At 68.3% G+C, this 18,251-nt stretch carries 18 protein-coding genes; 1 reads left to right on the forward strand and 17 read right to left on the reverse strand.

The window, feature by feature from the left end; translation table 11 throughout:
- Window positions 1-36: 36 nt before the first annotated feature.
- From gp17 to U0S50_RS00900, 16 genes are all read right to left on the reverse strand, one after another.
- Complete coding sequence (gene gp17 / locus U0S50_RS00825; RefSeq protein WP_322306853.1) at window positions 37-432, reverse strand: tail completion protein gp17; 396 nt, start codon at window positions 430-432, stop codon at window positions 37-39.
- The gene (locus U0S50_RS00830; protein WP_322306854.1) at window positions 429-974 is read right to left on the reverse strand and encodes a head-tail connector protein; all 546 of its coding nucleotides are present in this window, start codon (window positions 972-974) and stop codon (window positions 429-431) included. Before U0S50_RS00830 ends, gp17 begins: the two co-directional genes overlap by 4 nt.
- Window positions 974-1,255, reverse strand: a complete 282-nt coding sequence (locus U0S50_RS00835) for a hypothetical protein (protein WP_322306855.1) — start codon at window positions 1,253-1,255, stop codon at window positions 974-976. Before U0S50_RS00835 ends, U0S50_RS00830 begins: the two co-directional genes overlap by 1 nt.
- A gap of 154 nt (window positions 1,256-1,409) precedes the next feature.
- Window positions 1,410-2,552 carry a phage major capsid protein gene (locus U0S50_RS00840; protein WP_322306856.1) on the reverse strand — a complete coding sequence of 381 codons (1,143 nt, stop codon included), beginning with the start codon at window positions 2,550-2,552 and terminating at the stop codon, window positions 1,410-1,412.
- A 69-nt stretch (window positions 2,553-2,621) separates the two neighbouring features.
- Window positions 2,622-3,077: an HK97 family phage prohead protease gene (locus tag U0S50_RS00845; RefSeq protein ID WP_322307269.1), complete on the reverse strand. Its 456-nt coding sequence runs from the start codon at window positions 3,075-3,077 to the stop codon at window positions 2,622-2,624.
- 26 nt (window positions 3,078-3,103) lie between these two features.
- Window positions 3,104-3,439 (reverse strand): DUF6127 family protein, encoded by a 336-nt coding sequence (locus U0S50_RS00850; protein ID WP_322306857.1) that lies wholly within the window; start codon window positions 3,437-3,439, stop codon window positions 3,104-3,106.
- Between the two features lie 87 nt (window positions 3,440-3,526).
- Window positions 3,527-4,633 carry a phage portal protein gene (locus U0S50_RS00855; RefSeq protein ID WP_322306858.1) on the reverse strand — a complete coding sequence of 369 codons (1,107 nt, stop codon included), beginning with the start codon at window positions 4,631-4,633 and terminating at the stop codon, window positions 3,527-3,529.
- A 71-nt stretch (window positions 4,634-4,704) separates the two neighbouring features.
- Window positions 4,705-4,869 carry a hypothetical protein gene (locus U0S50_RS00860; protein WP_322306859.1) on the reverse strand — a complete coding sequence of 55 codons (165 nt, stop codon included), beginning with the start codon at window positions 4,867-4,869 and terminating at the stop codon, window positions 4,705-4,707.
- 10 nt (window positions 4,870-4,879) lie between these two features.
- Window positions 4,880-6,199 carry a hypothetical protein gene (locus U0S50_RS00865; protein ID WP_322306860.1) on the reverse strand — a complete coding sequence of 440 codons (1,320 nt, stop codon included), beginning with the start codon at window positions 6,197-6,199 and terminating at the stop codon, window positions 4,880-4,882.
- Window positions 6,200-6,262: 63 nt separating this feature from the next.
- Complete coding sequence (locus U0S50_RS00870; protein ID WP_322306861.1) at window positions 6,263-7,618, reverse strand: DNA-packaging protein; 1,356 nt, start codon at window positions 7,616-7,618, stop codon at window positions 6,263-6,265.
- A gap of 182 nt (window positions 7,619-7,800) precedes the next feature.
- The gene (locus U0S50_RS00875) at window positions 7,801-8,475 is read right to left on the reverse strand and encodes a hypothetical protein (RefSeq protein ID WP_322306862.1); all 675 of its coding nucleotides are present in this window, start codon (window positions 8,473-8,475) and stop codon (window positions 7,801-7,803) included.
- Between the two features lie 189 nt (window positions 8,476-8,664).
- On the reverse strand, window positions 8,665-9,600 hold the full coding sequence (locus U0S50_RS00880; RefSeq protein ID WP_322306863.1) for a type II CAAX endopeptidase family protein: 936 nt from the start codon (window positions 9,598-9,600) through the stop codon (window positions 8,665-8,667).
- A gap of 31 nt (window positions 9,601-9,631) precedes the next feature.
- The gene (locus tag U0S50_RS00885; RefSeq protein ID WP_322306864.1) at window positions 9,632-10,450 is read right to left on the reverse strand and encodes an AraC family transcriptional regulator; all 819 of its coding nucleotides are present in this window, start codon (window positions 10,448-10,450) and stop codon (window positions 9,632-9,634) included.
- Window positions 10,451-10,577: 127 nt separating this feature from the next.
- Complete coding sequence (locus tag U0S50_RS00890) at window positions 10,578-11,357, reverse strand: 2OG-Fe(II) oxygenase (RefSeq protein WP_322306865.1); 780 nt, start codon at window positions 11,355-11,357, stop codon at window positions 10,578-10,580.
- A 48-nt stretch (window positions 11,358-11,405) separates the two neighbouring features.
- Window positions 11,406-12,767: a PLP-dependent aminotransferase family protein gene (locus tag U0S50_RS00895; protein WP_322306866.1), complete on the reverse strand. Its 1,362-nt coding sequence runs from the start codon at window positions 12,765-12,767 to the stop codon at window positions 11,406-11,408.
- Entirely contained in the window at window positions 12,760-13,305 is a 546-nt protein-coding gene (locus U0S50_RS00900) for a DUF983 domain-containing protein (RefSeq protein ID WP_416194934.1), read from the reverse strand. The genes U0S50_RS00895 and U0S50_RS00900 overlap by 8 nt, the downstream gene beginning before the upstream one ends.
- Window positions 13,306-13,675: 370 nt before the next feature.
- On the opposite strand from U0S50_RS00900, the gene U0S50_RS00905 reads away from it, so the two are divergent.
- Window positions 13,676-15,292 (forward strand): ABC-F family ATP-binding cassette domain-containing protein, encoded by a 1,617-nt coding sequence (locus U0S50_RS00905; RefSeq protein ID WP_322306867.1) that lies wholly within the window; start codon window positions 13,676-13,678, stop codon window positions 15,290-15,292.
- On the opposite strand, the gene U0S50_RS00910 is transcribed toward U0S50_RS00905, so the two are convergent.
- Window positions 15,273-18,221 (reverse strand): M16 family metallopeptidase, encoded by a 2,949-nt coding sequence (locus tag U0S50_RS00910; protein ID WP_322306868.1) that lies wholly within the window; start codon window positions 18,219-18,221, stop codon window positions 15,273-15,275. The genes U0S50_RS00905 and U0S50_RS00910 overlap by 20 nt on opposite strands.
- Window positions 18,222-18,251: the final 30 nt, after the last annotated feature.

Here is an 18,251-nt window from a genome sequence, read left to right on the forward strand (position 1 = left end):
GCCCGGCCCCCGCCCCCAGCGCCCGGCCCACCGCCCCTATCCCGCCAGACAGCGGCACCGCACCAGCATCTCGAACCGCCACCCGCCTTCGCGCGCCACGGCAAAGCGGGTGCGCAGCGTGCGCGCCGCCACGATCGTCCAGCCCGCGGCGCCCCCGCGCAGCGCCCCTACGATCGCCTCGATCCGCGCCGCGGCGCCATCGCCGCGCGCGCTTCCCGCCCCAGCCAGCACCAGCGTCAGCCGCACCTCGCGCCCGGCGCGGTCCTTGGTCCCCCAATCGCCGCCCTCGGCGCCGCCGACCGAAACATAGGGCGCGCTCGCGCGCGGCGGCACGCCGTCAAAGACGCCATGGACCAGCCGCGCCAGCTCGGCATCGGCGCGCAGCAGCGCCAGCGCCCTTGCCCGTACCGCCTGTTCGGCGCCGCCGGTCATACCCCACCCCCCAGCGTCAGCCGCCGCCATGGTTGCCACAGCGCCGCGACCGCAGCGGGCGGTGCCGCGTCGTCGCCGTCGCGCGCCAGGTGCAGATATTGCGCCATGCGGATGATCCCCTGGCGGATCGCCTCGGGAATGCCATTCGCGCTGTCGGCCATGCCGGCGCGATAGGCGATGCGCGCCCGCGCCGCATCGCGGCGCTCGTGCACCGTCACCCGCGCCGCGCCGTCGCGCCCGATGGCCACGCCATAGCCGCCGGGATCGAGCGCCACCGCATCGCCGCCCGGCGGCAACAGCGCCACACCATCGACCGCGACCACCGGCCGCATCGCCAGCCGCACCGCACCGCCGTCCAGCGCCACCACCTCCTCGATCGGCCGCACGATCAGCGCGCGCCCGACAAAGGCTTCGCAGATATTGGTCGCCGCGCGCACGATCTGCGCCACCACCGCATCCTCGTCGTCGGCGCCCATCCGCATCCAGCGGCGCGCTTCGTTCAGGCTCACCGGCATCTCGCCCGGCCCATCGCTCACGATCATCAGCGTTCCTCCACCCGCACGGTCAGCGACCGTTCGTCAATCTGCCCGTCGTTCAGCGTGACCCGGTTGGTCGCGCGATAGACGTGGCCCGCAATCCCGCCGGTCAACGTCACCGCCGCGCGCAGCCCCGCATGCGCCGCGCCCGCGACCACAACGCCGCCCGCTTCGACCGGCTCCACCGTCCATTCGCTCACGGTCAGCGCCTGCCCCGCCCGGACGACATCGCCCCAGTCAAAGGCGAATTCGCTGCGGCTGCCGGGGTCCTTGATCACCAATGTCATCGGCCGTCCTTTCGATGTCCCGCGCACGGCATCACAGCGCCCGGCACACAGCGCGCACCGGGCCGCAACAGCGGGAAAGGGTTGGAAAAGTTGCGCCCGGCCCTCCCCCGAAAGGGAAAGGGAGCCAGGGCCGGGCGCCATCGCGCGCCAGCGCTTAGCTGGCGGCGAATTTCAACAGCTTGATCGCGTTTGAATCGATGATCGCACCACCCACCCTTTTGGTTGCATAAAAATGCACAAAGGGCTTGTTGCTGAACGGGTCGCGCAGGATGCGCGTCTCGCCGCGATCGGCGACCAGATAACCGGCGCGGAAATTCCCGAACGCGATCGACAGGCTGTTCGCCGCGATGTCGGGCATGTCCTCGGCCTCGACGACCGGATAGCCGAGCAGGCTCGCCGCCTGTCCCTCGACCAGCCCCGGCTGCCACAGAAAGGCGCCGTCGCCGGTCTTGAACTTGCGGATCCGCGCCAGCGTGTCCGAATTCATCACCCAGCACGCCCCCTGGCGATAGGGCGCGCGCAGCGCATGGACCAGCTCGACCAGCCGGTCCTGCGGGTTCGCCGCGGCAAAACCGCCCGCCGCCCCCGACGCCAGATATTGCAGCGTCCCGAACGCGCGCGCGCCGTCGCCCTCGTTCGTCGCGGCATAGGTCAGAAAGCCTTTGGGGCGGTTGGTGCCATTGCCGTTCACAAACGCCGCGCCTTCGGCAACCGCGAATTCGCGGCCGATCTCGTCCGCCAGCCACGCCTCGACGTCGAACATCGCATCGTCGAGCATCGCCTGGCTCGCCGCCGGATTGGCGTAAAGCTCGCCCGACGGGGGCGCGATCTCGGCCAGGCTGCGGGTCGCGGTTTCGGGCCGCGCGGCGGTTTCGCCGACCCAGCCCGCGCCGCTCACCCCGGTCGCGACCAGCTTGCGATACCCGCTCGATCCCGTCTGCACGACGGTCGCGATGGCGCGGATCGGCGACAGGCCGGTCAGCGTCGCCGCAATGCTGGTGTCGATCTCGCGCGGCACCGCATAGCCGCCCTCGGCGCCGCTCGCCCCCGACAGGCTCTTCATCTCCAGCGCCGCGTCGATCCCGCGCCGCAAATAGCGTTCGACAAAGGCATCGCGCGCCGGATCGGCCGCCGCTTTCGTCCCGTCGAGCGGCAACCGCGACGCCGCCACCGCCTGGGCATCGACCTGCGCCTTCAGCGCCGCCACCGACGCCTTCAGCTCATCGACCGCGTCGGCCGCCAGCACCGCATCGAACGCGCCGTCCAGCGCCTCCGCCTTCACTTCCAGATCATCCATCGCCTTCACTCCTTCCAGAAAAGATCCGCCGCGCCCTCGTCGCCCCAGCGAAGGCTGGGACCGCTCTCGTCATCGAGCCCCGCCACCGGCGCCGGCTTTCGCCGGGGCGACAGTGATTTTCTCCACCGCAATCACCCGCGCCAGCGGCTGCATCGGCGCCGCGACCAGGCTCACCTCGGCCAGGTCGAGCGCCAGCAATTCGCGCGGGGTTGTTCCCCGCGCCGCGCGCACCCGATATCCAAAGGACAGGCCGGTCAGGCCCCCGCGCGCGACCAGCGCCGCCGCCGTCGGATGCGTCACCCGCGCGATGACGCGCAGCCCGCGGCGATCCTCCGCCAATGTCTCGATCGCCCCGACCACCGCGCCGGGGCGATGCTGCCAGAGCAGGGGCACCGGTCGCCCGGCACGCAAACTCGCGGCAAAGGCCCCGCGCCGCACGATGTCCCCGCCCCGGTCCAGGCGGTCGAACACCGCCGCATAACCTGCGAACCGCAGTCCCCCCTCCCGCTGGCGGCAGGGGGCCAGGGGGTGGGCCGCGGCATCAGCCGCTGTCACCGCAACAGCCCCAACAGCCCCATCTTGACCGCCAGCCCCACGACCAGCAGCGCCAGCGCCCCGCGCACCGCCCAGTCGACCACCGCCTTCCACGCGCTCGTCTTGGCGTCGCGCCAGGCGCCGAGCAGCTGCCGCAGATCGCCGATGTCGCCGCGCGCCGCCTCGTCGGCGAGGCCCAGCCGCGCCAGTGCGCGCCGCGCGCCGAGCTCGCTCGCTTCCTCGACCAGCGCGCGCAGCAAAGCCGCATCGGGCGCCCCGAACGCGCCGGCTGTTCCGGCCACGCCCGTTCCCGCCAGCGCGACCAATCGCGCCAGGGCTTCTTCTTCATCCATGTCGATTTCTCCTCTTCGTCACCCCGGGCTTTGACCCGGGGTCCCGCTTGTCAGGTGTCGCTGACCGGGACCGGCTGGGCCGCGATCTCACCCCATCCCCAACAGCGCCTTCTTCTCCTCGGCGGTCAGCCAGTCGGCGCCCGACACCTCGCGCCACAGCGCCATCCGGTCCTCGGCAAGCGCCGGCACGCGGTCGAGGTCGACGCGCAGCTCGGCGCCCGCGAACCAGCCCGCCAGCCCCTGCGACAGCGCGCCCAATATCTTGGCGCACAGCGGCAGCACGGTCAGCCGCCACAGCGCGCGATTGGCCTCGCGGTAATTGGCATAGGTCGCATCGCCGGGCAGGCCGAGCAGCATCGGCGGCACCCCGAACGCCATCGCAATCTCGCGCGCCGCGCTGTGCTTCAGTTCCAGAAAATCCATCTCGGCGGGCGACAGCGACAGCGCCTGCCATTTGAGCCCGCCCTCCAGCAGCAACGGCCGCCCGGCATTCGCCCCGCCCGCGAAACTCTCGCTCAGCTCCGCGCGCAGCCGCTCGACCTGTTCGGCCGACAACGGCATGCCGCGCTCGCCCGGATCATGGACCAGTGCCCCCGACGGCCGCGCCGCATTTTCAAGGAGAGCGGCATTCCATGCCGCCGCCGCATTATGCGCCGTGATCGCCCCCGCCGCGGCGCCGAGGCACCCCGCGCCATAATGATCGTCCAAGGGGTGGAGCGCCTTCACATGCACCACCGCGGGCCGCCCCGCGCCATCCTCGGCGGCCAGCACCGCCGCCGTCCCGCCCGCCTTATAGCGATAGGCGACCGGCCAGCCGCGCGCGTCGGCCTCGACCGTCACCCGTTCGGGGCGCAGCGCGAACAGTTCGGCGGGTGCCCCGGCGGCATCGGTCAAAATCTGCACATAGCCATTGCCGTGGAGCAGCAATTGCGACGCCAGCGTCTCGACCAGCGCCTGCCCCGCCGACGTCGCCTGGACGAGGCGGACGAGCGCCGGATCGTCCGCGGCGAGCGGCGCCGCCCCGGCGGCTTCGGCGATCAGCCGCACGCTGCGCTGGACGATCGCATTGCCCATATAGCCCGCGCGCACCTGTGCCTCCCACGACAGCGGCGCGGGCGCACTCCACGTCCCATACACACGCGACAAAGCGGGCCGCGCAGCCTGCTGCGCCGCCTTGCGGCCAAACCAGTTCATGATGTTCTCCAAAGAAAAAGCCCCGCGCTGGCGGGGCTTGCACTCCTCAATAGAGGAAGATCACGTTGAAATTAGCGAGTGTTTTTCAGACGTGTCGCAATTTTTATTTGGCGAGAAAAGGCTATTTCAATCCGAGCGCGTGTCTCAGAAACTGCCTCACGCAGCGCATCGCTCAATTCCTCTTTCGCCAACTCAGGTTTATTGCGATTCTGGCCGTCTCGAATCAAGGTGTCCAAAGTGCAATTCCTATGCATCACCTGCCTCCCGACACTGTCGGCGTTCCGATTTCATACGTCCAAAAAAGCGCTGATTCAACTCTGGCGGAAAATAATGTTTCCGTTTCACCCAAACGAATCCTTCAGCCTGCGATATTACGGCTACGTCAATCGGCCCGCCTACGGTTTCCATTCCACGCGACACTCGACGTTTTATCGAAGTAAGGTTAACCAAAGCTTCCGCCATCCGAGCCATTTCCGGCTTCGGCATAAATTCGACCATGTCCTCGATCTCAAGCTCTGACTGCTGACGGATCGCAGCAAAACTCCTCTGAGCGAGCCCGTCGTAGAAACCTTGCTCTGCCTCCTTGGCATCTTGGATCAATGAGTCCCGATCCTCGTCCGGCATGTCTAGATTTTGGATTAGTTTGGCAGCAATGTCAGGGACGGACATTTCGCAAAACTGAGTAATCTTTCGCTCGATGCCTTCATCTAACCCGTACAGAAATCGCTCAACCATCTCTCGCTGAGCAAAGGGCAGGACCTTGGCACGATCGCCGTCGCGATCTATATCGATCAAATTGTTCTGAGAGTATTTCAACCGCCCGGCGATAATCCCAAAAAGTTCAAACGAAACGAGCGTCGGAAACGTCTCCTTGCTTCCAAAGCCCGCGACGACAAGCCCGGTGGATGAAGCTCTCCATCCGATTCGAGTGATGTGCTCGGAAATGAGATTGCAAACAGCTTCCCGTTGCTCATCTGTAGCTACGGACAGCTCCTCTTCAACAGATGTCGCTACCGCAGTTTTCTCCGCCTCGGAAAGCGCGATTTCTCCATCATCAAAAAAAGTCGCAATCTTGGTTTGTGACAACGCCCGACCAACGACTGCGATTTCTTCTGAAATCAAATCGTGCATGACGTCGGAGAAGGGGCGATCTGTAATGGACTCGTCTGAGGATGCGAATAAGCGTTGCAACGCGCGCTGGCTTCGCTCCCTGACAAGCACGATCAGAGGGCGAACGTGACGATCCAAATGTCGCAAGCGAATGCTTTCCGGAGATTTTCGGCCAAAATCATGAAGATGCCTTAGAAAATCCTCGGCCGCATCAACAATACTGTTGAACTCTCTCCCTTCTGATCTGTATTTTTTAATAATAACTGGCAGGGGAGTTTCCATGAAATTCATGTCATTGTTGATCATAATTCCGATAGGCTGCCCCATAGAAAGTTCAAACAACTTGTCAGCAGAGTCGTAAATTTTTTCCTGACTACTCCCTGCCGAGATGGTCACTGCGCTATCAGCGGCAAGAACCACCGCAGTCTTGTTCAAGATAGCGATTTCCGCTGTCATATACCGCTCCCGCCAAATCTGTAGAACGATATGCACAAGCAATAGTATAGTAGTCAATTAACACTATATCCGCCGCACCCCCGGCCCGCGCCCCTTGCGCATCCCCGCCAGCAATTCCGTCACCGCCCATACGCAGGCATCGGCGCGGTCGGGCGAGCGTCCCGGCCCGGCATAGCCGCCGCCGGTCTGCAGCCCGCACAGCTCGTCCTCCAGCGCGGCAAAGCCGCCCGCATGCACCACCGCGCCGCGTTCATAGGCGATGGCGACCGGCTCGGCCCGCCGCACCTTGCTCTGCCCCGCGCGCACCGCCACCACCGGCAGGTCGATCATCGCGGCGCGCAGCGTGGCCTCCACCATCTCGCCCCCCATATTGCTTTCGGCGACCACCCGGTCGGCGCCCCAGCGCGCCGCGGCGGCCGCCACCGCCTGGGCCCAGACATGCGGCGGCGCCTTTTCGACGCTCGCATCCTCGACCACCGCGACCCGGCCATCGCGCAGCAGCACCGCGACGATGATCCCGCACGCATCGCCATGACTCGTCGCCGGCGGATCGACGCCGATCGCCACCCGCACCGGCTTGCCGACGCCGTCTGCCGTAACCCGGCAGCGTTCGATCAGCGCGCGGGTCCACAGCGCGCCCTCGGCATCCTCCAGCATGTCGCCGTCAAGCTCCTGCCGCCCCAGCCGCGTCCCGCCATAGCTTTCGATCATCGCGACGACGAAATTGGCGGGCAGAAAGGGGTTTTCGCGCGTCCGCCCGCGCGTTTCGACCATCCCCGGCGCCGTCATCAGCTTGCGCATCGCGGCGGTGACGCGCGGGGTCGTCGTCACCACCGCGCGCGGCCGCTCGCCGAGCCGCAGGCCGAGCATCAGATTGTCCCACACCGCCGTGCCATGGCGCCATTTCGCAAGCTCGTCGCACCAGGCGGCATGATGTTCGGGCCCGCGCAATTCCTCGCCCGCTTCGGCCGAATAGAGGGTCGCGACCGCGCCATTGGGAAAGCGCAGCTCGCGCCGCGTCTGGTACCAGCGCGGCACCTCGCCCGGCCGCGCCACCGCGATCAGCCCGCTCGGCCCCTCGACCATCACCCGCTGCCCGTCGGCCTGCGTCGCGGCGACCAGCGCGATCCGCGCGGCGGGCAGCGCGCGCGCCAGCTCGCTCACCCATTCGGCTCCCGCGCGCGTCTTGCCGAACCCGCGCCCGGCGCGGATCAGCCAGATGCGCCATTCCCCCGGCGGCTCGCGCTGGCCGTCATGTTCAAAGCCGAACCAGCGCGTCGTCAGCTCGCCCATCTGCGCCGGGTTCAACCCGCGAAGCACGAAGCGCAGCTCGCCCGGCGTCATCGCGCCCATGTCGCCGAGCACATCGTCGGAGCGCGACCGCCGCGACGGCGCATCGTCCGCCAGCTTGTCCGCCATCACCGACCACCCCGTTCGAAACCATGCCGCCCGCCAGAACAGCGCATGCCCATCCCCCGCGTCACGGACGCAACGCGCCCCCGCAAACCGGACGGCCGCGATACATGCGCCCCGGCGACAGCCAGGGCGCCCACGGACAGGCGCTCCCCCCGCCCCCGGCCCTTCGCCGAAGAGCGGCGCAATCAATCCGCCCCCGCCCCTGCGTCGGCGCCGCCTGCATCCCCGCCGCCCGCAGCGTCGATGCCCGCGCCGTCCACACTCCCGCCGCGCCCGTCGGTCAGCAGCGCGCCGCTGTCGCCGATCGCCGCAAGCCGGGCGCGCTGGCGCTTCACCATTGCGATGCGTTTGATCAGCACCGCGTCGGTTTCCTCCTGCGTCGCGATGCGGCGTGCGCCGCGCGGGCGTGCCTGGCCCGCCAGCACGCTCTGGCGATGCTTGTTCATCACGTCGATCGCCTGGGCGACGCTCATTTTCTCGAGCATTTCCTCGCGCTCGTCGATCTCCAGCTCGCCCACCGTTTCCAGCGCACGGCGGAGCAGCGCCATGTCGAGCCGGTCATAACCGATCATCAGCGCCTCCTGCCAATGCGCCGCGAATTCGGGGTCGCGGCGGCGCAGGCCATAGGCCGCGGTCGGCCCCATCCCTGCCGCGACATGCGCGCGCCCGACGTTGCAGCTATGCGCCAGCTCGGTCAGAAAGGCGCGCCGCGCCGCCGCGGTCCACCCGCTCGACCGTCGTTTCCGGATTTGCGGCGGCATCGATCCATAGCGTCCGATCACATCACCCGCCGCGTCGCCATCCGCATCGCGTGCCACGTCGCCGGCAATCCCCGCATCCCCCGCCCGATCATCGTCCATCCGCTTTCTCCCACGAAAAAGGGCCGCACGCCCAAAGGCGCCGGCCCGACTCGCATTTCTGCATGATGGAGTATTTGTGCCATATCAGCGTTACGATGTCAATAGATTTTTACCTATTTGGTGTTTTTCGATGATATCGAAACGGAAGCGGTCCGAAATGGGCGGTCCGCTGCCGGTGTGACGACGGGCTCAGCCGGCATTTGGCCGGTTGGTGGCATTCGCCGGTGGCCGCTGCGCAGAGCCCGGCGCCCCCCTCGGCCACAGCAGCAGGAACAACGTGGCCGCAGCCAGCAGGCCGATCGTCAGCACGCTGCTTTCCGGCCCGGCCGGCCCGCCGGTCAGGGCGTCCGGTCCGGTGGGCGTCAGTTGTACGACCAAGGCCGGCAGTTGCAGATCCAGGCCGGTGATCGGCACGGCAAAGCCGACGCCCGTGAACCAGTTCCAGCCCGCATGCCAGCCCATCACACCCCAGATGCTGCCCGCGCGCCAGGCCCAGGCGCACGCGAACAGGCCAAAGGTGAACGCCATGACGATTTCGCGAACCGGCTGGTGCGGCGAGAAGTGAAGAAATGTGAAGGCGGCCGAACTGGCGATGAACCCCGCCGCCAGGTTCCAGCGGCGCGTCGCCGTTGACAGCAGCCAGCCGCGAAAGATGAACTCCTCCACCCCCGCCTGAAAAGCAAAGCAGGGCAGCAGCACCGCTATCCAGAACAGCGATTCCGGCGAGAAAAGGGCGGGAAGGACATCGCCGCTGACATAGCCCCCGGCGAGCCAGATCGAGACGACCGCCAGGGCGATCATGCCGACGCCGATCGCCAATCCGGTCAGGTGCTTGCGCAGCCCTTGCTCGCCGGTCAGCCCCAGGGTCGCAAGGCTGCGGCGCTCGACGAAGTGCGACCAGGCCCAGACGGCGGCGCCCATCGCCGCAAAGGGCAGCAGCAGGAGCACGCAAAAACCGAATGCGGACCGCGGCTCGCCCTTCGCATCGACAAGGCCGATCGATTCGAGGCCAAGATCGATCGGCACGCTGGAGAATGCGACGAGCAGAATGCAGACCACTGGCGAAAGCCAGGCCCAGGGCAGCCAGCCGCGATGGGGTTCGGACGAAAAGATACTTTGGGTCATTCGGGCCGTTTAGCCGGGCGGCTGGTCAGGCTTATAGAATGATTGTGCGCGCCTGCCCGGACCGGTGCCAGGCCAATGGCGTGGTGCCGAACGTGCGCTTGAAGACCCGGCCGAAGTGGCTCTGGTCCGCGAATCCGGCCTCGTGGGCAGCCGCGGCGATGCCAAGCCCGCTGCGCAGCAGTTCACTGGCACGCTCCAGTCTGCGGCATTGCAGATAGCGATAGGGGCTGGTCCCCAACAGCGCCCGGAAGTCGCGCGAAAGCTGCCAGCGATTATAGCCCGCGAGCTTTTCGAGGTGATCGAGGTTCGTCGCGGGTGCCGGAACGCTGTCGAGGAATTCGCGCACCCGCATCACGGCTTCGCGATTGACATTCCGCCCGGCCGGCGAAGGGCCGCCGTCGCACCGCTGCATCGCGGACACCAGCTGGTGGAGCGCGTCCTGATAGCCGAAGAGATCGGCGTCGGCCGTGCACATCGCGATCAGGCGCAGCGCCGATCCAACCAGCTCGGCGTCTGTCGAAACCCCTTTGGCCAGAAAGGGCAGCGCGGCTCCCCCGATCACGGTCTGGACATGGACAGGCGGCAGATAGGCCGCCCGATACGAAAATCCCGACGGGTCGCTGCAATATCCATCATGCACTTCGTCGGGATGCAGGATCACCGCTTGGCCGGGCAGCGACTGCCAACGCTCCCCGCGGTAATTGAACGACTGCACTCCGGACGTCGTCACCGCGATCGTGTAGGTGTCGTGGCGGTGCGGCGAAAACGCACCCACACGAAGCTGCGCGTCAACCAGCTCGACCCTGGAACCATGCGGCCCGACATGCTGATTTTCCGAATTGGACCGCATCCAGGCGATATTGCCCCGGAACCGGATATTCGCAAGGGCCCAACCCTTCCGCGCGCGTCGAATGGCGCTCCGCGTTCAGGCGATCGGGCGCAGGGCGCCATTGTCCGAAATGAGCGCGCAGCCCCCCTCACGCGGCATCGTGGAAAATCAGCCCCAGCGTATGGCGCTGTCCGCTGTGCAGCGGGCTGACGCCGTGGCGCATCGTCACGCGGTAATCGCCGCGGGTGCCGCGCACCGGGCGGCTGTTCACCGCGAAAATCACCGCGTCGCCGCGCGCCAGCGGCACGACGCTGGCGCGCGATTGCATGCGTGGGCGCTGTTCGGTCAGCACGAATTCGCCGCCGGTGAAATCCTCCCCCGGCGCCGACAGCAGGATCGCCGCCTGCAACGGAAACACATGCACGCCATATAGATCCTGGTGCAGGCAATTATAATCGCCCGGCCCATATCGCAGCAGCAACGGCGTCGGCCGCGCCTGCCCCGCCGCATGGCACCGCGCCGCGAAATCGGCGTGGGCGGCGGGAAAATCGCCCGCCTGCCCCAGCCGCGCCGCCCAGATATTCGCCTGCCCCGCCAGCCGGGCGTACAGCGCGGTGCGCAGCGCCGCGACCAGCGGCGGCAGGGGATAGGAGAAATATCGATATTCGCCGCGCCCGAACCCGTGGCGCGCCATATGCACATGGCTGCGAAACCCGGCCTCGGCATCGTAAAGCGCCGTCAGGCGGCGGCATTCCCCCGCGCCGAGCAGGCCGGGCAGCACCGCCCACCCCTGCGCATCGAGCGACGCGGCGACATCCCCCCAGTCAAAGGCGGCAAGGCGCCCCCGCCCATCCCCGGACGCGCCGGGATCAGGCGAAGCGGGATCGGGCGAAAGTCGGGAGGTGGGCAAGGGGGCGGAAGCGGTCATGCCCCCTCCTGCCAGCCCGGCGCCCGCCCCGCGCCCCGTTTCTTGCGTTCAAAGCATCCGCGCAAGCCGGGTCAGGCCGCGCGCCACGCCCGCGCGGTCGATCGCGCCGCCCAGCGACACGCGCAGCGCCGCCGCACGGCCCGCATCCTCCGCTCCGCCGCTATCCCCCGCCCCGGCCGCAAAGGCATCGGCGGTCATTGCCGTCATTCCTTCGCGGCGCAGCGCGGCGGCGGCTTCGGCGGCCTCCGCCACGCCGGGCATCGGCACCCACAGATGATAACCGTCGGGGTGCGCGGCATAGCGCCCCAGCGGCATCAGATGCGCCGCGATCCGCTGCCGCGCGCGCGCCTCGGCCCGCGTTTCGGCGATCAGCCGGTCGTGGCTGCCATCCTCCAGCCAGCGCGTCACCAGCGCGGCGTTCAGCGGCGGCGCCATCGCGCCGCTTTCGTGCATCGCCGCCGCGACCGCCAGCGCCGCCGCCTCCGACGGCGCGCGGACATAGGCGACGCGCAGCGCCGGCGACAGCGTCTTCGACGTGCTGGCGATATGATAGCCGAGCGCCGGGACATGCGCGGTGATCGCGGCCAACGGCCGTTCGGCGAGCAGGCCATAGGCGTCATCCTCGATCAGCATCACGCCGCGCCGCGCCGCCACCTCGGCCAGCGCCGCGCGCGCGCCCGCGTCCAGCGTCGCGGCGGTCGGATTGTCGTTGGTCGGCACCACATAAAGCGCGCGGACCGGCGCGCGGCGGCACAGTGCGTCGAGCGCCTCGGCGTCGATCCGCGCCAGCGGCGCGAGGCAGAGCCCGGCGCGGCGCGCCAGCGCGATAAAGCCGGGATAGCAATACGCACCGCACGCCACCGTCTCGCCGGGTTTCAGCGTCGCGGCGATGATGGCGTGCAGCGCATTTTGCGCCCCCGCCGTCACCACCATCTGTTCGGCTGTGCTCGTCAGGCCCAGCCGTGCGCCGATCGCGGCGCCGCCCGCGCGGTCGGCGGCGCGCCCGCCCGCCGGGGCATAGTGCAGCCGCCCGCTCGCCCCCTCGGCGCGCAGCAGCGCGCTCGCCGTGCGCTCCCACGCCGCGACCAGCGTGCCGCCTTCGGGCTCGGGCGGCATGTTCATACCGGTGTCGCGCGGCGGCGGCCCGGCGGCGATCGCCGCCTGCGGCAGCACAAAGCTCCCCGCCCGGCCGCGCGCGCCGATCAGCCCGGCGTCGCGCGCGCGCTCATATCCCTTGGTCACGGTGGACAGGTCGATGCCCAGCCGGTCGGCCAGCGCGCGCTGCGGCGGCAGGCGGTCGCCGGCGCGCAGCCGCCCGCTCGCCACCGCCTCGGCAATCGCCGCGGCGATCGCGGCATATTTGGCGCCGCCGCCCGCGCCGGGCAGCTCGGGCAGCCAGCCCTCAGCCATCGGCGCGCTCGGCAAGCGCATCGGATGCGGGCGCGGAAAGGGCGGAAGGAACGGCGACGGGGGCGGCGGGGGCGACGGGGGCGGCTTCAGCGGCCGTGGCGTAGGGCGTCCGGCCCTCCGCGTCGCGCTTCGCCCGGGCATTCAGCCCGGCCCACAGCGCGCCGGTTCCCGCCTCCTGCGCCTGGTTCACATATTGCGACGCGACCAGCCAGCCCTTGATCGGGTGCAGCGCGGCCAGGCACGGGACGATCATCAGCGGCGCCGACACCAGCAGATGCGCCCACCATGGCGGGTTCATCGCCACCTCGAACCACACGACCAGGAACAACAGGGGGAAGGCTATGAAACATAAGGAAAAAAAGGCCGGCCCATCATCCGGCGCCGCAAAATCATAGTCGAGTCCGCACGCCTCGCAGCGGTCGGAAACCTTCAACCAGCGGCGAAACATCCGACCCTCTCCGCAATGCGGGCACAAACCGCGCCACCCCGCCTCGAAAATCCATCGCCACTTGTCGCGGCCTTCCAACTCAGTCGTCATTTTCGTGAAATCCCGATGGCGGCGGTGCCAAATACCATACACAATGCCATACATAACTTTTCCCGCTGGCGATGCAAGGTCGGACGGTCCGGCTCCCTGCATTCCCCTTCCGAATGGATCATCATCGCGCACGCGCCCGGTCCGATATCCCAGCTCTGATCGAGGGGCTCGGTTTGCGAGGCCCGGTTCGCCGGGCCCGACCGGGCACGCCCGTCGATGTCCTGCGCCACCGGCATCTTGCGCCGTGGTCGCCGCGCGCTTAGGTTGGCGGTCCGGCCCACGCCGCCTTCTCAAACTATGGAACCGACCGTCATGGACAAGACACTGACCGCAACGCCGCCCCGCCTTGCCGCCACGAAAGCTCTTGTTCATGCCTGCTTCCACGCCTTCGATCACCATCGCCAAACTTCATTGGTCGACGCCTGACGGCCGCGCCGTCCTTTCGGGTCTCGATCTCCAGCTTCAACGTCAACGGGTCGGCATCGTCGGCCGCAACGGGGTAGGCAAATCGACGCTGCTGCGCCTGCTCGGCGGCGACATCGCGCCCCAGTCGGGTCATATCGCCATCGACGGCAGCGTCGCCGCGCTTCGTCAGAATATACAGGTCGATGCAGGCGCCAGCATCGCCGACCTGTTCGGCGTCCGCGCCGCGCTCGCGCTGATCCGCAGGGCAGAGGCCGGAACCGCCACCGCCGACGAACTCGCCGACGCCGACTGGATGCTGGAAGAACGGATCGAAAAGGCGCTCGCCTCGGTCGGCCTGCCCGCTGCGGCCGACACCCCGCTCGCATCGCTTTCGGGCGGCCAGCGCACCCGCGCGGCGCTCGCCGGAACCTTGTTCGCCGCGCCCGATTTCCTGCTGCTCGATGAACCCACCAACAATCTCGACCGCGACGGTCGCGCGGTTGTGCGCGACCTGATCCGCGGATGGCGCGGCGGCGCGCTGGTCGTCAGCCACGACCGCGAACTGCTGGAGGAAATGGACGCGATCGTCGAGCTCTCCGGCCTCGGCGCCGCGCGCTACGGCGGCGGGTGGAGCGCGTATCGCGCGCAAAAGGACAGCGAACAGGCATCCGCCGAACAGGCCCTCGCCGGGGCGGAAAAACAGCGCGCCGACACCCGGCGGATGGCGCAGACGACCGCCGAACGCCAGGCGCGCCGCGATGCGGGCGGACGGCGACAGGCGGCACGCGGCGACCTGCCGCGCATCTTGAACGGTGCCCGCAAACGCCAGGCGGAAGAAACCGCCGCCGCCGGACAGCGCCGCGCCGAACGCCAGCAAAGCGCGGCAGAGGATCGTCTTGCCGAGGCACGCGGCCGGATCGAGATCATCGATCCGCTCGCGGTCTCGCTGCCGCCAACCGGCCTTCCCGCCTCGCGCACCGTGCTGGCGATCGAGGACGTCACCGTCGGCTACGAACCGGGCCGACCGGTGCTCGCCAACTTTTCGCTCTCCCTCGTCGGGCCGGAACGGGTCGCGATCGTCGGCCCCAATGGCGCGGGCAAATCGACCCTGCTCGCCCTGATCGCCGGACAGCTCGCGCCATGGGACGGCCGCGTGCACACCCCGGTCGCCTTTGCGATGTTCGACCAACAGGTCTCGCTGCTCGATCCGCAACGATCGATCGCGGACAATTTCCTCGCGCTCAATCCGGGCACAACGAACAACCAATGCCGCGCGGCGCTCGCCCGTTTCCGTTTCCGGGCCGATGCGGCAGACCGCATCGCCGGGACGCTCAGCGGCGGCCAGATGCTCCGCGCCGGACTTGCCTGCACGCTCGGGGCGCCGGCACCGCCGCAACTCCTCATCCTCGACGAGCCGAGCAACCATCTCGATCTCGACTCGCTCGCCGCGGTGGAGACCGGGCTCGCGGCCTATGACGGCGCGCTGCTCATCGTCAGCCACGACGCGCATTTTCTGTCGGCGGTCGGGATCGACCGCACCATCGCGCTGCCGGGCGGCGGGCCTATTTCGCCTTTTCGCTGACCGCCTTGTCGCTCACCGCCTTGATCACCAGCGCCTTGTCGTCGGTCAGGTAACGCTGCGCCAGCGCCTGCAGTTCGGCCGGCGTCGCCGCCTCGACCTCGGCGATACCGTTGCGGCTGCGGTCGAGGCGCGCGGCCTTCGACGCCGCCTCGGCGACATAGTTCAGCCAATAGCTGTTCTCGCGCCGCGCTTTGGTCATCGCCTCGACCAGCGGCCGCCGCGCCCGGTCGAGCAGGTCGGCATCGACCGGCGCATCGCGCAGCTCCTTGGCGATTGCAAAAATCGCGGCGCGCGTCGTCGCCAGATGGCCGAAATCGACATTGCTCGCGGCGAACAAATGGCCATAGCCCGGGAATTCGTCGGACAGGCTGGCCCCCGCGACCGGGCTATAGCTTTCACCGAGCCGTTCGCGCAGCTCCTCGGTCAGCTTCAGCCGCATCACCCGCGACAACAGGTTGAGCCGCATCGCCTCGCCAAGGTTGCTGTCGTCGCGCGCGGGCCAGTAAACCCGCAGCTCCGCCTGCTCGGCCGGCCCCTTGTGGATCAGCGTCCGTTCGCTGCGGTCGCTGGCAAAGTGCCGGACACGCGCGGCGATCCGCGGGTCAAAGTGCGCACGCCGTTTGGGCAGCGCGCCAAAGGTCGCGGCGACGGCGTCGATCGCGGCCTGTTCGTCGATATCGCCGACCACCCCGACCTCGATCGCGCCATGTGCGAAACTGTCGGCAACCGCGGGCTTCAACTGCTCCCAGTCGAGCGCCATCATCCGGTCGAGCGGCGGGGTTTGTGATCGCGGGTCGTCATTGGCCAATATGCCGCCCGCGTCACGGCCGATCACCGCCGAGGGCGTCGCGTCGTTCGCGGCATATTGCTGGGGCAGCACGCGGCGGATCAGCGCCAGCCCGTCGGCGCGATAGCCGGGATGGGTCAGGAACGCCGCCATCAACTGCGCCTGCAGCGCGAAATCCTCTGGCGAGGTCAGGGCGCTGCCTCCAAAGGCATCGCTGCCGCTGCCAAAGGCGGGGCTGACCGTGCGCCCGGCCATGATGCTGCGCAATTCGTCGCGGCTGTGCGCCTCCAGCCCGCCGACCGTCAGCGACCCCGCCAGCGCCACCTTCGTCGGATCGTCGGCGGTCGCGAGCAGGTTGCCGCCATCGACGCGCAGCGACAGATAGACGCGGTCCTTCTGGAAATCGGTGCGCTTGATATTCAGCATCACATTGTTCGCGAAACGGATACGGCGAATGCCGAGGTCGGCCACCATTTCATCGCTGACGACGCGGCCCGGCGCCCCGAAATCCTGATAGGCAAAGGCGGCGGTCGCCGTGTTGGCGGGCGGCGCCACAACCTCCGCGCGCGCACGCTCGAACGCCGCGAGCACGGCTGCCTCGGCACCGTCGATGGGGCGCTTCGCCGTCACCCGCACCAGCGGCGCGCTCAGCCCGTCCATGCGCGCGCGAAAGGCCGCCGTCACTGCCGCGGCATCGAGCGCCGGGGCCGCCGCCTCGAACAAGGTCTGCGCCGTTTGGGGGTGCGCCACCACAAAGTCGCCATCGGCGGCGCGCAGAATGACGTCGGCAAGCGTTTCGCTGCGCCGCGTCGATGCGCCCGCCACCGCGTTGCGCAGCGCGGTCCGGCGGTTGGCCAGCTGTTCGTCGACTTCGGCCTGGGTAAAGCCATGCTCGATCGCCCGGCGCCATTCCTGCTCGACGACCTTCAACGCCTCGGCCCAGGCACCTTCCTTCGCGACGGCGCCGACCGACACCTGATCGAAAATCTTCCAGCCCCCAGCTTCGCTCAGGCCGCCGCCCAGAATCGGCGAATCCTCGTTCAGCGCGATCTTGGCCAGGCGCCGGCTGACGATCGCCTCACCGACATCTTCGGCCAGATTGCGCGCCCGTTTCGCCTTCGTGTCGGGTTCGTCGACCCATGGCTTGAACATCGCGATGCTCACGCTGTCCTGGATCGCGGGATCGACGAACACATCGCCGGATACCGCGCGATCATATTCGACCATGCCGATATCGGGATCGGCACCGGCGGTGCCATGTCCCCGCCAATCGGAAAAGCGCGCCAATATCTTCGCCTCGACGGCCGCGGCGTCGAAATCGCCGACCATCACCAATGTTGCGCGTTCGGGGCGATAATATCGGTCGTACAGATTGCGCAGCCGCGCGGCGGGCGCCCCGCGTATCACCTCTTCCGTCCCGATCGGCAGGCGGTTCGCGACCGTCATGGCGGGCATCTGGAATGCGAGCTGATCGACCAGATTGCGCAGTTGATAGGTATCGCGGGCGCGCCGTTCGGACAGGATGATGCCGCGTTCGCGGTCGACCGCCTCGGGCGCCAGCGTCAGTTCGCTGGCCGTTTCGCGCATCAGCATCAGCCCGGTGTCGATCAGGTCGTCCGACGCATTGGGCAGGTCGAGCTTGTACACCGTCTCGTCAAAGCCGGTCGATGCATTGGTGTCGGCGCCGAATGCCAGCCCCTTGCGCTCGAGCAGCTTGATCATCTCGCCCTCGGGCACATGGGTCGATCCGTTGAACGCCATATGCTCCAGGAAATGCGCCAGACCGCGCTGGTCCTCGGCTTCGGAAAAGCTGCCGACATCGAAACGCATGCGCAGCGCCACACTGTCCTTGGGCGTGCTGTTGGCGAGCAGGGCATATTTCATCCCGTTGGGCAGCACCCCAAATCGAATGGCGGAATCGACCGGTACATCGCTGGCGGCGAAGCCCCAGGCACGGGCGGCCGGGGTCTGCGCATTGGTCGCGGAATCGGCGGCATCGGATGGCGCGGCGGATGCGGCGGCATCGGATGGCGCGGCGGATGCGGCGGCGTCGCGCGCGGCGGCCGGAACCCCGGCACATGCCAACAGGACAAAAGGGATAATCAGCGGGGCCGCCAGGCGGCGAAAACGGACTCTGGTCATGACGCTGATCTGGCCCCCGCACCGCCGGGG

Origin of the sequence: Sphingopyxis sp., assembly GCF_034380315.1 — a bacterium.
Classification (GTDB): Bacteria; Pseudomonadota; Alphaproteobacteria; order Sphingomonadales; family Sphingomonadaceae; genus Sphingopyxis.